We start from the raw sequence: 15,686 nt of genomic DNA on the forward strand, positions 1-15,686 counted from the left end.
GGAGAATGACATGAGCAGCAAGATGAGCAGCAATATGGGTGGAAAAAACAGGGGCGCGGGCCCGAAACAGCAGGGCGGCAGCATCGCTGTCACCGTCCACGAGCAGGACAGCGGGGCCATGGTCGTCAATGCCGCCATCAGCCTGTACCGGGGAGCCGAGGCCGATTGTCATAATTTCAATCCCGCTACCTGGGTAGCCGATCCCGCCATGCTGGTGGGCGTGCGCTGGACGGATGGGCGTGGCAGCACCGTGTTTGCTGAGCTGGCGACGGGCAGCTATGTGGGGGTGTATGGCAATTTCCCCACCACCGCGCCCCAGTGCGTGACGGTGCAGGCGGGCTGCAGCGCCGTGCTGTGCTTCAAGCCCCAGCTCAACCCGCAGGTGGCGCTGGTGTTTGAAACGCCCGATTGCCATCCCAGCGATTGTCAGTTCGGCCGGGTGGGCGACCGCGCCGTCGCCAGCGTCGCGTTTGACGGCGATCAAAGCGCCGACGGGCGCGACCAGGTGCAGGTGCTGGCCGCCTCGCCATGGGTGCCCATGCGCGGTGCCGTAAATACCTTTTCCACGCCCGTGCGGCGCGCCGGCATGCACCGTTTCATGGCGCAGATGATGCTGTCGCAGCGGCCCGAACTGCGCAGCGCCTTGCCGGTGCCGGAAGGCCTCAGCCCGAACGCCATGCTAGCCGTGGATGCGGAATACGAGACGGAAGAACGCCAGCCGCAGCCCATCTCCGGCAATGTGGGCGTATCGCTGACGCGCACGGAGACGGAGCCGACGGAAGACTTGCCGCTGTGGACCTTGATACGCAACAGCACCGAAGCGATGTCGTTTACGAATTACCTGCATTTCATGGACAGCCTGTTTTGCGGCGACCTGGCGAATGTACGCGGCTTCGAACAGGAACGCTTCGTCAAGAAGGCCGACATGTTCCAGCAGCTCAAGCAGCGCCGCGCGCTGCCGTTTTCCGATTCCGATTCCTACCGCGTGCTGAAAGTGGCGACGGAAGCGTTCGTGATGGTCAATTGCGGCGTGCTGAACCAGCCGCTGGCCTTCAATCCGGCCGAGGACAACGCCTACCTGGACCGGCGCGACATTCCCCAGGGACGCGACCTGGAAACCGTGCTGCGCAATGATTACCTGGAAAACATCGATGGCTTCCAGACCTTGCCGTATCTGGCCGTGATCCGCCGCAAGCTGCCCGACATCCCCATCAGCATCCCGCGCGGCCAGGAAGGCGAGGTGGACCTGTGCTTTGGCATCATCCAGGAAAAGCTGGCCAATCCTTGCCTGCTGGAACTGATCTGGTCGTACTGGCATGAAGAGGGCATGCTGGTGCAAACCATGAATGCCATCACGCAGCGTTTCCAGAACTTGCGCGCGCCGGGCAGCGGCCTCGATCCCCTGTCGAACACGGAAATCGACATGTTGCGCCCGCTGAACAATTTGCTGTGGGGATACACGCAAGATGAGCAGCACCGGCTGACCGTGGTGCGCCGCAATTACGAGTACGACCACCATTACGGCGTGCGTCTCGATGGCAAGGCGGTACAGCACTTCCGGCCAGCCGACAGCCGCTCGAAGTTCCTCGAAGCGTTCCACCATTTGCTGCGCCTGCTCACCTCGTTCTACAAGCAGGACGACGACACCACGGTCAAGGCCGACGCCTTCCCCGTGCTGAATGCATTGAAAGAGATACACCTGATCCTGTCGCAGGGCGCGCACAACCAGTTCGGCGACTTGCCATCGACGGCGCGCATCGAGATGCTGATGCAGCAATGGATGCTGGCGCGGCCGGAATTTCGCGAATTCTTGCCCACGCGCGTGATGGTGGCGTATCCGGAGCCGTGGATGGACCGGGTCGACGCCATGAAGAAACTGCAGGGCTGGACGGATACGAGCGTGATGCATTTCCGTAACCTGGCCATCTTTGGCGAGCAATTGCTGCTGTCTGTGCGCTATGGCAACTGGAGCGATATCTATGAGCCCACCCAGGCGTTCAACTGGGCACGTTTCTGGCGCCCGCAAGTGCAGGGTTACATCCACGGCTACCGCGCCGCTACGGGGGTGGATTTGTCCGTCGACAGCAGCGACCCCGCGATCGAAGCGACCATGCCCTCGGTGCTGCTGCGCCAGCGCCTGAGTCAGCAGCTGCGCAGCGTCTAGGGCGGGAGCGGGGCGCGTGCATGCTCGACTTTACCAGTGCCCTGTACCTGGGCATGCGCCATCCGGCGGCCCAGCTGGCGCCGTGGAGCAGCCTGACTCTGGGGCAGCCGGCGGCGCTGCGCGAGCCACCGGGCGCGTCAGCGCTGGCAGCGGACCTGGCCGCGCTGCAAGGCTGCGAAGCGGCTTGCGTGCTGCCGTCGACCCTGCATTTGTTCTGGGATCTGTTCGGCATGCTGGCTGCCGAGCGGCTGGTGATCCTCGTCGATGGCGGCAGTTACGCCATCGCGCGCTGGGGCGCCGAGCGGGCGCAGGCGCTGGGCTTGCCGCGGCAAGTGTTTCCCAGCGGCGAGATGGCGGCGCTGCGGCGCCTGGTGGCGACCTGGGGCAGGCAGGGACGGCGCCCGTTGATCCTGGCCGACGGCTATGTGCCGGGCAGCGAGCAGGTCTTGCCGCTGGCCGGCTATGCGGCCCTGGCGCGCCAGGGCGGCGGTTATCTGTTGCTGGACGACACGCAGGTGCTGGGCGTGATGGGTACACAGGGCGGCGGCTCGGCGCGGCTGCATGGATTGCCTGGCGAATCGCTGATCATCGGCGCTTCGCTGGCCAAGGGATTCGGTGTGCCGCTGGCCGTGCTGACCGGCAGCGACGGCTTGCTGCGGCGCTTCGCGGCGCACAGCCAGACGCGCGTGCATGCCAGTCCGCCTTCGGCCGCCGTGCTGGCAGCGGCGCGGCGCGCGCTGACGCTCAATGCGCAGCATGGTGACGCCCTGCGCGCCAGGCTGGCGGACCGGGTGGCGCAGTGGCGCAGCGGGATGGCGGCGGCCGGCATGGCTTGCCGGGGCGGCAGCTTCCCCGTGCAGCGCCTGCCAGGGTGCGCCCATTTGCAGCCAGCCTTGCACGCAGCGGGCGTGCTGGCGCTGGCGCAAGCGGGGGATGGTCCCGGCGCGCTGACTTTTCTGCTGCGGGCTGACCAGACGCCCGGGCAACTGGAGCAGGCGATGGATTTGCTTGAACATCACATCAGGAGGCGATATGCACGACGCGTTTGAAGTGTTGCCCTTTGCGGGGCAGCCAGGAGTGGCCGGCGAACAGGAATGGCAGGGGGAATGGTCGCAGGAATGGTCGCAGGAGTGGCAGGGAGAGGACGAGGCCGAATGGGAGGGCGAACGTCCCCGCCCTGGCGGCGGACGCGGCGGCATGCGCGGCGGCGGGCTGCGCGCGCGGCCACCGTTGCGCGGACAGCGCCGTCCCGCGCCGCCGCGCTACCAGGGGCAGGGCCACCGGCCGCCTCGCTATGCTGCCCAGCCATTGCCCTATTTGCCGCCGCGCTACCGGGGCTGGGGCGCCTATCCGGCCATCTATCCCACGATTTATCCGGCGCCCTATCCTGTGGCCGACCCCGCGTTTGGCGACGGGCAGGAGCCGGATGCTGGCCAGGACCAGGAACCAGACCAGGGGCAGGACGATGGCCAGATGCAGGGCGAGATCCCACCCACCCTGGCCGGCACCATGGGCCGGGTGCCGGAAGCGGCCGCCCTCAATTACCTGGCGCTGGGTACGCTCGCCAATGCCCTGCGCGACCCGCATGGCCGGGGGCCGGGCCTGTATGTGATCGAGTTCGATGCGGGCGGGCGGCGCCGCGCCTACAGCGGCCAGACGGACGACCTGCACCGGCGTTTGCTGCAGCACCGGCTGTGCGGCCAGATGATGGGTGTCGACCTGAGCGGGCACCAGGTGTACGTGGCACCCCTGTCCTCGGCGGCGCAGCGGCGCCGTATCGAACAGCGCATCCACGACGACATGCTCGCCAATCAGCGCGGCGTGCTGACCAACCAGCGGCGCGAACTGGAACTGGCCGTGCTGGGCGAAATGTGGGGCTGACGATAACAGGATGACGGCGAAGGAGAACATCATGCATCAACTCGAATGCGCATGCGCGCAATGCCGGCAGCGGGCCGGCGCCGCGTTTGAAGTGCTGGAATTCGGCCAGGACTGGCCTGGCAAGGGCAGTGCGCCAGCCGTTTTCAGCGAAGAGGAAGAACTGCAGCTCGCCATGGAATTGCTGGAAGTGGCCAGCGAGGAGGAACTCGAGCAGTTTCTCGGCAATGTCTTCAAGAGCGTGTGGAAGGGCGTCAAGAAAGTGGGTGCTACCATCGCCAAGGTGGCCAAGCCCCTGGGCGGTGCCTTGAAGGCCGTGGCCAAGACGGCCTTGCCCTTTGTCGGCGGCGCCCTCGGTTCGATGATCCCGATACCGGGCGTGGGCACGGCGCTCGGTTCGGCCCTGGGGCGCGCGGCCAGCAATGCGCTGGAGCTGGAAATGGAGATGGAGGGCGAGGCGCCGGCCGACCGCGAGCTGGAGCTGGCGCGCCGCTTCGTGCGCATCGCGGGGCAGGCGGCGCGCCTGGCCAGCGAAGGCGATGGCAGCGCGCGCGCCGTGGAAAGCGCGCTGACGCGGGCCCTGCACCAGCAATTGCCGCACTTCCGTTCGCCCGCGCCGCAGCAGGAAGAGGAAAGCGGTCGCTGGCGCCGGCGCGGCAACCGTATCGTCGTCATGGGCGACTGGAACTGAGCGCAGGGAGGCGGCCATGGCGCTGGTCATCGATTGTCATTGCCATGCTGGTCCCGGCGACGGCTTGAGTGGGCCGTGGGACAGCGCTGCGCCGCTCGATGCTTATTTGCGCCGCGCGCAGGTGGCCGGCATCGCCCGCAGCGTGCTGTTCGCCACCTTCCACTCCGATTACGCGATCGCCAACCATGGCGTGGCGCGCCTGGTCGCTGCCGATCCGCAGCGTTTTTACGGCTTTGCCTTCGTGCATGCGCGGCGCGACCGGGGCCGTATCATGGACCTGGTGCGCACGGCCGTCGAGCGTTACGGCTTTGTCGGCATCAAGGCGCACCGGCTCGACGCGCGCATCAGCGGCGAACTGTGCGACGCGGCCCGCTTCTTTGGCTTGCCCGTGCTGTACGACCCGGCCGGCGAGGTGGCCGTGGCCGAACTGCTGGCGCAGCAGTATCCCGACGTCAACTTCATCCTGCCCCACCTGGGCAGCTTCGGCGATGACTGGGCGGCGCAGCTGGCGCTGATCGACCACCTTGTTCGTCACGCGAACATTTACACGGATAGTTCCGGCGTGCGCCGTTTCGACTTGCTGCAGCAGGCCGTGCGCCGCGCGGGGCCGCACAAGGTCTTGTTCGGTTCGGATGGCCCCTGGCTGCATCCGGGGCTGGAATTGCACAAGATTGAGTTGCTGGGCTTGCCGCCGCTGGATGCGGCGCTGATTATGGGTGGCAATTTTTTGCGGCTGGCGGGGCTGGCGTGAGGCTGCTTGCCGCGCAGGCGGCCGCCTTGCGGCGTATCTGCAGGGCGCGGTCGGTCACGCCCAGCCGGGCGGCGGCGCGCTGGTTGTTGCCGTGTTCCTCGGCCAGCACCAGGCGGATGGCCAGGTCGGTGGCGCAGCGCGTGATGTCCGACAGGTTCAGTCCCAGGCTCAAGGCCCGCCGCACGGCCGCTTCAAAATGCGGGTCGGGCCAGGGTGGCGCCAGCAGCCGTTCTTCGGGCGGCAGGGCGCCGATGGTGATGGGGCCGGGGCCGCAATGGCGGTGCCAGATGCGCGTGACGGTCTGGCGCAGCTCGCGCACATTACCCGGATAGTCGCGCAGCAGCAGGTATTCACGCACGGCGGCGTCCAGCGGTGGCGCAGGGCGCTGCCCCAGCTCGGCGAGGAAATGCCGGGCCAGAGGCAGGATGTCGTCCTGGCGTTCGCGCAAGGGCGGCGTCTGGCAACGCCAGCCGGCGATGCGGTAATACAGGTCGGCGCGAAAGGCGCCGCGCGCCACTTCGTGCTCCAGTTCGCGGTTGGTGGCGCACACGAGTCTGAATTGTGTGGGCTGCCAGGTATTGCCGCCCACGCGCTTGTATTTGCGTTCCTGGATGGCGCGCAACAGCTGCGCCTGCAGTGTTAGCGGCAGTTCGCCCACTTCGTCGAGAAACAGCACGCCGCCGTCGGCCAGGGCAAAAGCGCCGTCGCGCGCACCAGACGCCCCCGTAAACGCGCCCCGTTCATGGCCGAACAGTTCGCTGCCAGCCAGTTCTGGCGACAGGGTAGTGCAGTCGAGGATGGTGAAGTCGCCGCGGCAGTTGCCGAGGCGGTGGACCAGTTGTGCCAGTAAATCCTTGCCCGTGCCCGTTTCGCCCGTGATCAGCACCGAGGCCTGGCTGAAGGCGGCCATTTCCACCACCTGGTGCAGCAAGGCCGTCCAGGCCGTGCTGTCGCCCACCAGCTGCTGGCGCACGGCGTTTGACGCCAGCAGCTGCGCCACGGCTTGCCAGCGCTGCAAGCGTGCCAGCACCGGGCCCGCGTCAATGGCGCCGTCCGGCCACAGCAGCACATCGAGCGCGCCAGCCGCCATCAGGGCGCGTTGTTGCGCACAGCTGGGGGGAGGGCCGCAGGCGGCAATGGCCAGCACGGAGGCGTGCCGGCACATGACCGGCAGCGCGTGCAGCAGCGCAGCATCGGCCTCGGCAAACAGCACGATGCCCGCGCTAGCTGCCTCGCCATCGTGCCGCCGGGCTACAGTTACCTGAGCCTGCTTCAAGGCCGTCATCAGCAAGGCGCCACTGCCAGCCGCCGCCTGCTGCACGATTTCCAGCCACACCTTGAGCGTCATATGCCAGCCATCACGAGGGCACGAGTCGCCCATCTTAGAAGCCCGATACCCCAGCCGTTTGATCTGGCGCAAGCGTGCGCGGGAGGCCCATAATGAAAAACGCCGCCTGATCTGCATCAGGCGGCGTTCATGATCGTAGTTTATGGAACGACGACGTTTTTAGACGTTCTCATCCAACTTTACGCAATCCACAAAATAGCCGCGCTTGCCATCGACTTCGCGTTTCACGAGGCCATGCACATCCGTCTCGAAGCCGGGGAAGCGCTCGTTGAAGTCGCGCGCGAAGCGCAGGTAGTCGACGATGGTCTTGTTGAAGCGCTCGCCCGGGATCAAGAGCGGAATGCCCGGTGGATACGGCGTCAGCAGGATGGAGGTGATGCGGCCTTCCAGTTCGTCGATGGCCACGCGCTCGATTTCGCGGTGCGCCATCTTGGCGAACGCGTCCGACGGCTTCATGGCGGGGATCATGTCCGACAAATACATTTCCGTCGTCAGACGCGCCACATCGTAAGCCTTGTAGAAATCGTGGATTTGCTGGCACAGGTCGCGCAAGCCCATTTTTTCATAGCGCGGGTTGGCGGCCGCAAATTCCGGCAGGATGCGCCACATCGGCTGGTTCTTGTCGTAGTCATCCTTGAACTGTTGCAAGGCCGTCAGCAAGGTATTCCAGCGGCCCTTGGTGATGCCGATGGTAAACATGATGAAGAACGAGTACAGGCCGCATTTTTCAATGATGACGCCGTGCTCGGCCAGGTATTTGGTGACGATGGACGCGGGGATGCCCGTCTCGCCGAACTGGCCGTCCAGCGACAGGCCTGGGTTGACGATGGTCGCCTTGATCGGGTCGAGCATGTTGAAGCCGGGAGCGAGGTCGCCGAAACCGTGCCAGTCATCCTCGGCGCGTATCATCCAGTCTTCCTGCTGGCCCATGCCTTCGTCGTTGAAGCTGTCCGGTCCCCACACCTGGAACCACCAGTCCTGGCCCCATTCCTGGTCGATCTTTTTCATGGCGCGGCGGAAATCGAGCGCTTCCATGATCGATTCTTCCACCAGGGCCGTGCCGCCCGGCGCTTCCATCATGGCCGCGGCCACGTCGCACGAGGCGATGATGGAATACTGCGGCGAGGTCGAGGTGTGCATCAGGTAAGCCTCGTTGAAGGCGTCCTGGTCCAGCTTGACCGTGTCCGATTCACGCACGAGGATTTGCGAAGCCTGCGACAGGCCGGCGAGCAATTTGTGCGTGGACTGGGTCGAGAAGATCATCGATTCCTTGGCGCGTGGACGGTCCTTGCCGATCGCGTGCATATTTTTGTAGAAATCGTGGAAGGTGGCGTGCGGCAGCCATGCTTCATCGAAGTGCAGGGTGTCGATCTTGCCGTCCAGCATTTCGCGCAGGGTTTCCACGTTGTAGATCACGCCATCGTAGGTCGATTGCGTGATGGTCAGAATGCGCGGCTTCTTGTTCTTCGCTTCACGCGCGAACGGGTTTGCCTCGATCTTGCGGGCAATGCTTTCCGGCGTGAATTCATGCAGCGGGATGGGGCCGATGATGCCCAGGTGATTGCGCGTCGGCATCAGGAACACGGGAATCGCGCCGCACATGATGATCGAATGCAAGATCGACTTGTGGCAGTTGCGGTCGACTACGACGATGTCGCCCGGCGCCACGGTCGAGTGCCACACCATCTTGTTCGAGGTGGACGTACCATTGGTGACAAAATAGCAATGATCGGCATTGAAGATGCGCGCCGCATTGCGCTCGGACGCGGCGACAGGGCCCGTATGGTCGAGCAGCTGGCCCAGTTCTTCGACGGCGTTGCAGACGTCGGCGCGCAGCATGTTTTCACCGAAGAACTGGTGGAACATCTGGCCAATCGGCGACTTCAGGAACGCCACGCCGCCCGAGTGGCCGGGGCAATGCCAGGAATAAGAGCCGTCGTTGGCGTAATGCACCAGCGCGCGGAAGAACGGCGGCGACAGGCCATCGAGGTAGGATTTCGCTTCGCGGATGATGTGGCGCGCGACGAATTCCGGCGTATCTTCGAACATGTGGATGAAACCATGCAGTTCGCGCAGGATATCGTTCGGAATGTGGCGCGAGGTGCGCGTTTCACCGTACAGATAAATCGGGATATCGGCGTTCTTGTAGCGGATTTCTTCGACGAAGGCGCGCAACGATTTCAAGGCGTGGTCGGTTTCCTCGACGGAGCCGGCACCGAACTCTTCATCGTCGATCGACAGCACGAAGGCCGATGCGCGCGATTGTTGTTGGGCAAATTGCGACAAATCGCCGTAGCTGGTCACGCCCAGCACTTCCATGCCTTCTTTTTCCATTGCGGCGGCAAGGGCGCGAATGCCCAGGCCGGACGTATTTTCAGAACGGAAATCCTCGTCAATGATGACGATGGGGAAACGAAATTTCATGCATGTCTCCAAAAAAGCAAGCCGCCCCTGACTTATGTGGAGGGGCGGACTAGGGCGCGACGGTCAGGCGGTAGTACAACCCGGCAGCCGCAGAAAAAAAATAAGAACGGGATTCTCGCAGAAATGCGGCGTCTGCGGGAAAAAAATATCGTAGCCAAGCGTCACCAGCATGCGCTAGCGTGACGCAACGGTGTGACAGGGGTATTACAGCAACATTCTGTCCGTATCCATATCAACTTTATCAGGCTTTGCGTTGCAAGGTGACAAAGGCGTAAGGCAGGCCGGATTTTTCCGAGACATGCGCTTCGCGCGCGGTTTCTTGCCACACGGCATGGTCCACGGCGGGAAAAAATGCGTCACAGTCAAACGTCTGGCCGATTTCCGTGATGATCAAACGCTGCGCCAAGGCCAGTGATTGCTGGTAGATTTCGGCGCCGCCGATGACATAGCCTTCGGCCCCATCGAGCAGGGCGATGGCCGCTTGCACCGACGACACCGCTTCCACGCCCTCGTGGCGCCAGTCGGGATTGCGCGTGATGACGATGTTGCGGCGGTTCGGCAGCGGGCGGCCGATGGAATCGAAGGTCTTGCGGCCCATGAGGATGGGGTGGCCCGTCGTCAAACGCTTGAAATGCGCCAGGTCTTCCGGCAATTTCCACGGCAGGGTGTTGTCGATGCCGATGCCGCCTTGCTGGTCGGTGGCGACGATGATGGTCAAATGGCTCATGGGTTCTGTGAAAAGGGTGGGGGCATGGCCCGATGCCCGTCATTATCGTTGAAATTGCCGGCCGCCTCCAGATGCGCACGCATGGCGTCGGCTAGCGCGCCCGGCGCTTCCAGCGGAATCATGTGGCCTGTGTTGTCTTTGAGTAAGTGCAAGGTAGCCTGCGGCAGGCGGGCGGCCATGGCGCGCAGGTCGTCGGGATGGACGAGCTTGTCGTCTTCGGCGCCCACGATCAGCACGGGAAAATCGAGTTCCGGCAAGCGCGCCATCAGGTCTGGGCGGTTGATGGTGGTGAGAAATTGCGCCAGCAGCACGTCCTTGCCCAGGTCCAGCCCCATTTGCTGGATCAGGCCCGTGATGGCGGCATCGTCCAGGTGCGACGGGTGCAGCAGTTCGCGCAGGCGCTGGCGCGTGATGCCCGCATAGGCATTGCGCTCAAGCATGGCGACGATGCGCTGGCGCGCGCTAATTTCCGCCGGCAGCAAACCTTGGGCCGAATTGGCGATCAAAGTCAAAGACTGCACGCGCTGCGGGTGCGCCAGCGCGTGTTCCAGCGCCAGGTAGGCGCCCAGTGAAAAGCCCACCAGGTGGGCTCGCGGAGCGCTGTGGCTGGCAATCATCGATTGCATCTGCGCGCGCGTGCGCGCCTGGTGCAGGGGTACGTGCTGCAGATCAAAGGCGTCGCCCAGGGCAGGCGCCAGGCGCGACCACAGGCGTTCATCGCACAGGGTGCCGGGAATACAGTCGAGTCGTATCTGGGTATTGTTCAAGGACAAGCCTGGTACAGGATGGTGAAAATTTTTGTCGAGCGGCATTATCCGTCATTTTGCGCATTGGGACAGCCGTACGGTATTTTCCGTATGGCATTATTTTCAATAGTGCGCAGCTGGCAAGCAGGAACTTTATGGTAGGCTCATGACTCATCAAGCCGGCGTGCCGGCGACGTGACCTGAAACACCGAATGCAACCCCTACATTAAAGAGGAATTACCATGGCGATCAGTTTGCAAAAAGGCGGCAATGTCAACCTGAGCAAGGAAGCTCCCGGCTTGACGAAAATCGTGATTGGCCTGGGCTGGGACCCGCGCGCCACTGATGGCGCCGCTTTCGACCTGGACGGCAGCGCCTTCCTGCTGAAAACGGATGGCAAGGCCCGTTCCGATGCCGATTTCATTTTTTATAACAACCTGAAGTCGGTTGATGGCTCCATCGTCCACGCGGGCGATAACACCACGGGTGGCGGCGATGGTGACGACGAGAAAATCGCCGTCGACCTGGCCAACGTGCCGGCCGACATCGACAAGATTGCCGTGGCCGTCACCATCCACGACGCGGAAGCCCGCAAGCAAAACTTCGGCATGGTCGGCAAGGCCTACATCCGCTGCCTGAACGGCGACAATGGCGCGGAAATCGCCCGCTATGACCTGTCGGAAGACGGCTCGACGGAAGCGGCCATGATCTTCGGCGAAATCTACCGCGCCGGCAGCGAATGGAAATTCAAGGCGATTGGTCAAGGCTTTAAAGGCGGCCTGGGCCCACTGGCTCGCTCCTTTGGTATTAATGCATAAAAACCAGTTGTTTGCGTAAATGTACCGGGTGGCGCTGCTGCCCGGTTCTGTCTTTCTTCTCTCTCTCCCTGACTCCATGGAAAACCTGATCAAGGGGCAGCGCCTGGCGCTGTCCGGCCTCGTCACGGGCAATGTCGTGCAACTGGGGCTCGCCAGCGCGGGCGTGTCGCTCGATTTTGCCTGTTTCGGCCTCGATGCCGCCGGTAAATTGTCCGATGACCGCTACATGACTTTCTTCAACCAGCCGCGCACGCCCTGCGGCGGCGTGGAAACCTCGGCACCGTGCGGCGATGCGGCCGGCTTCAGTTACCAGCTGGAGCGCTTGCCTGCGTCCATCGAACGCCTGGTCGTCACGGCCGCCATCGATGGCGCGGCCAGCATGGCGCAGCTGGGAAGCGGCTACCTGCGCCTGCTCGACGGCGGGCGCGAACTGGCCCGCTACGCGTATGCGGGTGCTGATTTTGCGCAAGAAAAAGCCGTCATGCTGGGCGAGTTTTACCGCAAGGACGGCGGCTGGCGCTTCATGGCCGTGGGCCAGGGTTTTAACGGCGGCCTGGACGCGCTGGTCGCGCATTTCGGCGGTGAAGTGGCGCAGGCAGCTCCCGAACCTGCGGCGCCGAAGATTTCCCTGTCGAAAATCTCGCTGACCAAGGCGGGCCAGACGCACAAGGTGTCGCTGGAAAAGGGCGCGGGCGCGCCAACAAAACTCACCGTCAAGGCTACCTGGGTCGATAACGGCGATGGCGACGACGACAACGACGACCTCGACTTAAGAGTCGGCATCCTCTTGCCGAATGGCCAGATGCGCTTCATCCAGGCGCCGGACACGGCGGGCAGCTTTGACGTCATGCCGTATGTGCGCCACCTGGGCGATGTGGCCGGTGCGGCGGGCAAGGAACCGGCTACGGAAACGGTGGAAGTCAATCCTGCGCTGGCGCAACATTACGGCGGCACGGTGGGCCTCGTCTTCAGCGTGTATTCGGCGCTGGCCAATGGCGCCGTCCCGGTGGCGTCCATGCGCCCGAAAATGGTCATGCAATACGGCGAGCAGATCGTCGAGTGCGACTTCGACTTCCGCCTGTCGAAGGCAGCCGAAGACGATACGGTCTACACCTATGTGATCGGCATGGCGCGCATCACGCCCGACAGCATCATCCTGGAGCCGTCCGGCAAGACGTCGGAACCGGGCAGCGAAGCGACGCCGTGGCTGAGCTGGCAGGGCGAGAACCTGCAGCTGGCCTTCAACGGTCCTGTCGTCTTCAAGGGCGAGGACAAGGAAGACGAAGATGATTTCAACGCGGACAATCCGCGCCGCTACATTCCATAGGAGATACAGATGGAAACCTTGTCCAAGGGACAGCGCTTGCCGCTGGCCAATCTCGTTCCCGATGGCGTGCTGCAGATCGGCGTCGCCGCGCAGGGCCTGGCGCTCGACGTGGCCTGTTTCGGCCTCGATGCTCAGGGCAAATTGTCCGACGAGCGCTACATGACCTTTTTCAACCAGCCGCGCACGCCGTGCGGCGGCGTGGAAGCGCGTGCCGGCAGTGGCGGCGACATGGCCGAGTTTGCCTTGCAGCTGGCGCGCTTGCCGGCCGGCATAGACCGGCTCGTCGTGACGGCCTCCATCGATGGCGGCGGCGTGATGTCGCAGCTGCAAGCTGGCCATGTGCGCCTGCAGGCGGGCGGACGCGAGCTGGCCCGCTTTGCGTTTGCCGGGTCTGATTTCGCGCAAGAAAAAGCCGTCATGCTGCTTGAGCTCTACCGCAAGGATGGCGGCTGGCGCTGCATGGCCGTGGGCCAGGGTTTTAATGGCGGCCTCGATGCGCTGGTGCACCACTTCGGCGGCGAAGTCGACCAGGCCTCTCCTGCCACCTCTGCCGCGGCTTCGGCAATTCAGCAGGCGAAGATCAACCTGGAAAAGAGAGTCGAACGCGAGGCGCCGCAACTGGTCAGCCTGGTCAAGCAGGCGGGCGTGTCGCTGCAAAAAGTGGGCCTGTCCGAGCACCGCGCCAAGGTGTGTTTATGCCTGGATATTTCCGGTTCCATGGGACGGCTATATAAAGAGGGGCTGGTGCAGCGCTTTGCCGAGCGCATCCTGGCCCTGGGCTGCAAGTTCGACGACGATGGCGAGATCGACGTTTTTCTTTTTGGCAAAAATGTCCACCATCCGGCGCCCATGGCCTTGAGTAACTGCAATAGCTACGTGGGGCAGGCGATCACCCGTCATCCGCTGGAAGGCGACACGCGCTATGGCGCCGCCATGCAGGCCATCCGCGCGTTTTATTTCCCAGACAAGGCCGGCGGCGAGCGCACGCGGCCCGTTGCGGCCGAGCTGCCCGTGTACGTGATGTTCGTCACCGACGGCGGCACCAGCGACCAGGCGACAACGGAGAAGCAATTGCGCTGGGCCAGCAATGAACCCATCTTCTGGCAATTCATGGGCATCGGCAAGGGGCGCAAGTCGAAAAGCAAGTTTCTCGCCGCCTTTGCCGATTCCGACTTTCCCTTCCTGGAAAAACTCGACGAATTGCAGGGACGCCTGGTCGATAACGCCAATTACTTTGCCGTCAGCTCGCCCGACGAGCACAGCGATGCGGAGCTGTACGATTTGCTGATGACGGAATATCCGGGCTGGCTGAAACTGGCGCGGGGTCAGGGCTTGCTGAACTGATCGTCCTGCGATGTTAGTTGTTGAGCTTGATGGCAATCGTGGTGCCCGCTTCTGGCAGCAAGAAGCGCGCCTTGTCGTAGCTGGGCGGACCCATCACTGAACGCGCGTCGTTGCTGCTGCCCGTGGGTTCGCTGGGAATCTTGAAAAAGTTGCTGTCCATCTTGCCATTCGCATTCACGTCCTGGAAGACGGCGACAGCGTATTCGCCCGCAGGCAATTTATCCAGGTGCAGCTGGACGGTGCTGCCGTTGGCTGGCACGGTAGCCTGCTGCAGGGGTTTCGAGAGGAAATGCGCGGCCGATTGGTAAATGGCCGCTTTGACTGTGCCTGCACCGGGCTGGACATTGTTGACGGTCACGAGCAGGTCGGCGGCGCAGGCCAGTCCTGCCGCTGGCAGCAGAAGTGCGATGCACCAAGGTATGATTTTTTTCATGTTACGTCCTTCGGTTGATGTTATATGGACAGCAAGCGGCGCAATTCAGCGACATGCGCCTGGTAGGCGGCGCGTCCTTGCGCAGTGGCATGGATACGGGTTTGCGGTTTCTTGCCGACGAACTGCTTTTCGAGCGTCACATAGCCTGCGCGTGCCAGTGTGTCCAGGTGCGCCCCCAGATTGCCGTCGCTTGCCTCGGTCAGCGCTTTCAGGCGCACGAACTCGATGCTGTCATTTACTTGCAATACATTCAGGGCAGTCATGATGCGCAAGCGCGTGCTCTGATGGATGATGTCGTCCAGGCCAGCCATGATGTTCTCCTCAGGCGGCGCGGCGCAGCCAGGTGCCGCCAAGCAGCAATCCGCCCCCCGCCAGCAGCGCCATGGCCAGATCGAACCAGGGGGCGAGAAAATGGTAGGCGATGAAGGTCAGCACGCAAATGCTGGCGCCCAATATCGTCCACCGCAGGCCATGCCAGAGGCCGGCCAGCATATACACGAGCATGAACAAGCTGGTCCAGAACACGGAAATGGCGCCGGGCCGGTGCACGATGAACGTCGACACCATGATGCCGAAGGCGACGAGGATGGCCATGGCCAGCCAGATGCGCCGGTCGCCCGGCTGGCTGGCGGTTTTTTGCCGGCTCAGCAGATACGCCGTACCGAGCATGCCCACCGCGTCGGCAATCAGCCAGCAATATCCGCTGTGTGCCGGTGCCAGATAACTGCCCAGATAGGCGCAGAACCAGACCACGCCCCACAGCTGGACGATGACTCCCGAGCGCCAATAGCGCAAATACTGTTCACTGCGCGTCTGGGTTTGCTCCACTTCCTGCAGGTATTGTTGGACTTGTTGCGGGTTCAGCATCGTGTTCTCCTGGTTGACTCTGTAATGCAGAGTACTCTATATGTGAGATATTTTTTCGTCAAGCCTTTTGTTTGCCCTCCAGCGTATGAGGCTATACGACCACAAGTGGAAGAGATTTGTAAATTGAAGTAAATAACAATGGTTCGCCTTTGCTTTGCCCAATGGAGT

At 63.2% G+C, this 15,686-nt stretch carries 15 protein-coding genes; 8 read left to right on the forward strand and 7 right to left on the reverse strand.

Translation table 11 applies throughout. The features are described 5' to 3' along the window. Positions 1 to 10: 10 nt before the first annotated feature. From ACP7EG_RS05885 to ACP7EG_RS05905, 5 genes are read left to right on the forward strand one after another with little or no spacing between them, the layout of a single operon-like run. A complete protein-coding gene (locus ACP7EG_RS05885; protein WP_426086826.1) occupies positions 11 to 2,164 on the forward strand; it encodes a hypothetical protein in 2,154 nt (717 codons plus the stop codon). Positions 2,165 to 2,184: 20 nt separating this feature from the next. After that, a complete protein-coding gene (locus ACP7EG_RS05890) occupies positions 2,185 to 3,213 on the forward strand; it encodes an aminotransferase class I/II-fold pyridoxal phosphate-dependent enzyme (RefSeq protein WP_426086827.1) in 1,029 nt (342 codons plus the stop codon). After that, positions 3,197 to 4,045: a hypothetical protein gene (locus ACP7EG_RS05895; protein ID WP_426086828.1), complete on the forward strand. Its 849-nt coding sequence runs from the start codon at positions 3,197 to 3,199 to the stop codon at positions 4,043 to 4,045. The genes ACP7EG_RS05890 and ACP7EG_RS05895 overlap by 17 nt, the downstream gene beginning before the upstream one ends. Before the next feature lie 31 nt (positions 4,046 to 4,076). Then, on the forward strand, positions 4,077 to 4,733 hold the full coding sequence (locus ACP7EG_RS05900; RefSeq protein ID WP_426086830.1) for a hypothetical protein: 657 nt from the start codon (positions 4,077 to 4,079) through the stop codon (positions 4,731 to 4,733). Between the two features lie 16 nt (positions 4,734 to 4,749). Then, positions 4,750 to 5,484, forward strand: a complete 735-nt coding sequence (locus ACP7EG_RS05905) for an amidohydrolase family protein (RefSeq protein ID WP_426086832.1) — start codon at positions 4,750 to 4,752, stop codon at positions 5,482 to 5,484. Here ACP7EG_RS05905 and ACP7EG_RS05910 read toward each other — a convergent pair. From ACP7EG_RS05910 to ACP7EG_RS05925, 4 genes are all read right to left on the reverse strand, one after another. Then, on the reverse strand, positions 5,444 to 6,832 hold the full coding sequence (locus tag ACP7EG_RS05910) for a sigma 54-interacting transcriptional regulator (RefSeq protein ID WP_426086833.1): 1,389 nt from the start codon (positions 6,830 to 6,832) through the stop codon (positions 5,444 to 5,446). The two genes, ACP7EG_RS05905 and ACP7EG_RS05910, sit on opposite strands and share 41 nt — an antisense overlap. Before the next feature lie 159 nt (positions 6,833 to 6,991). Continuing rightward, on the reverse strand, positions 6,992 to 9,256 hold the full coding sequence (locus tag ACP7EG_RS05915; RefSeq protein ID WP_426086834.1) for an Orn/Lys/Arg decarboxylase N-terminal domain-containing protein: 2,265 nt from the start codon (positions 9,254 to 9,256) through the stop codon (positions 6,992 to 6,994). 241 nt (positions 9,257 to 9,497) lie between these two features. Continuing rightward, positions 9,498 to 9,983 carry a dihydrofolate reductase gene (locus ACP7EG_RS05920; RefSeq protein WP_426086835.1) on the reverse strand — a complete coding sequence of 162 codons (486 nt, stop codon included), beginning with the start codon at positions 9,981 to 9,983 and terminating at the stop codon, positions 9,498 to 9,500. Then, a complete protein-coding gene (locus tag ACP7EG_RS05925; RefSeq protein WP_426086836.1) occupies positions 9,980 to 10,795 on the reverse strand; it encodes an alpha/beta fold hydrolase in 816 nt (271 codons plus the stop codon). Before ACP7EG_RS05925 ends, ACP7EG_RS05920 begins: the two co-directional genes overlap by 4 nt. Positions 10,796 to 10,971: 176 nt before the next feature. On the opposite strand from ACP7EG_RS05925, the gene ACP7EG_RS05930 reads away from it, so the two are divergent. The 3 genes from ACP7EG_RS05930 to ACP7EG_RS05940 all read left to right on the forward strand — a co-directional run bounded on the left by ACP7EG_RS05930 (position 10,972) and on the right by ACP7EG_RS05940 (position 14,218). Further along, complete coding sequence (locus ACP7EG_RS05930; protein ID WP_116744752.1) at positions 10,972 to 11,547, forward strand: TerD family protein; 576 nt, start codon at positions 10,972 to 10,974, stop codon at positions 11,545 to 11,547. A 76-nt stretch (positions 11,548 to 11,623) separates the two neighbouring features. Beyond that, positions 11,624 to 12,874 (forward strand): TerD family protein, encoded by a 1,251-nt coding sequence (locus tag ACP7EG_RS05935; RefSeq protein WP_426086837.1) that lies wholly within the window; start codon positions 11,624 to 11,626, stop codon positions 12,872 to 12,874. Positions 12,875 to 12,883: 9 nt separating this feature from the next. Beyond that, positions 12,884 to 14,218 (forward strand): VWA domain-containing protein, encoded by a 1,335-nt coding sequence (locus ACP7EG_RS05940; protein ID WP_426086838.1) that lies wholly within the window; start codon positions 12,884 to 12,886, stop codon positions 14,216 to 14,218. A gap of 13 nt (positions 14,219 to 14,231) precedes the next feature. Here the strand turns inward: ACP7EG_RS05940 and ACP7EG_RS05945 are convergent, their stop codons facing one another. Genes ACP7EG_RS05945 through ACP7EG_RS05955 form a run of 3 tightly spaced genes read right to left on the reverse strand, consistent with a single transcriptional unit; the run spans position 14,232 to position 15,518 of the window. Then, entirely contained in the window at positions 14,232 to 14,651 is a 420-nt protein-coding gene (locus ACP7EG_RS05945; RefSeq protein WP_282407497.1) for a DUF2141 domain-containing protein, read from the reverse strand. Between the two features lie 20 nt (positions 14,652 to 14,671). Next, positions 14,672 to 14,962, reverse strand: coding sequence for a winged helix-turn-helix domain-containing protein (locus ACP7EG_RS05950; protein ID WP_282407498.1), 291 nt, complete (start codon positions 14,960 to 14,962; stop codon positions 14,672 to 14,674). Between the two features lie 10 nt (positions 14,963 to 14,972). Next, positions 14,973 to 15,518, reverse strand: coding sequence for a hypothetical protein (locus ACP7EG_RS05955; RefSeq protein ID WP_116744748.1), 546 nt, complete (start codon positions 15,516 to 15,518; stop codon positions 14,973 to 14,975). Positions 15,519 to 15,686 lie beyond the last annotated feature (168 nt).

The organism is Janthinobacterium sp. PSPC1-1 (genome assembly GCF_049897625.1).
In the GTDB taxonomy this organism is placed as follows: domain Bacteria; phylum Pseudomonadota; class Gammaproteobacteria; order Burkholderiales; family Burkholderiaceae_D; genus Janthinobacterium; species Janthinobacterium tructae.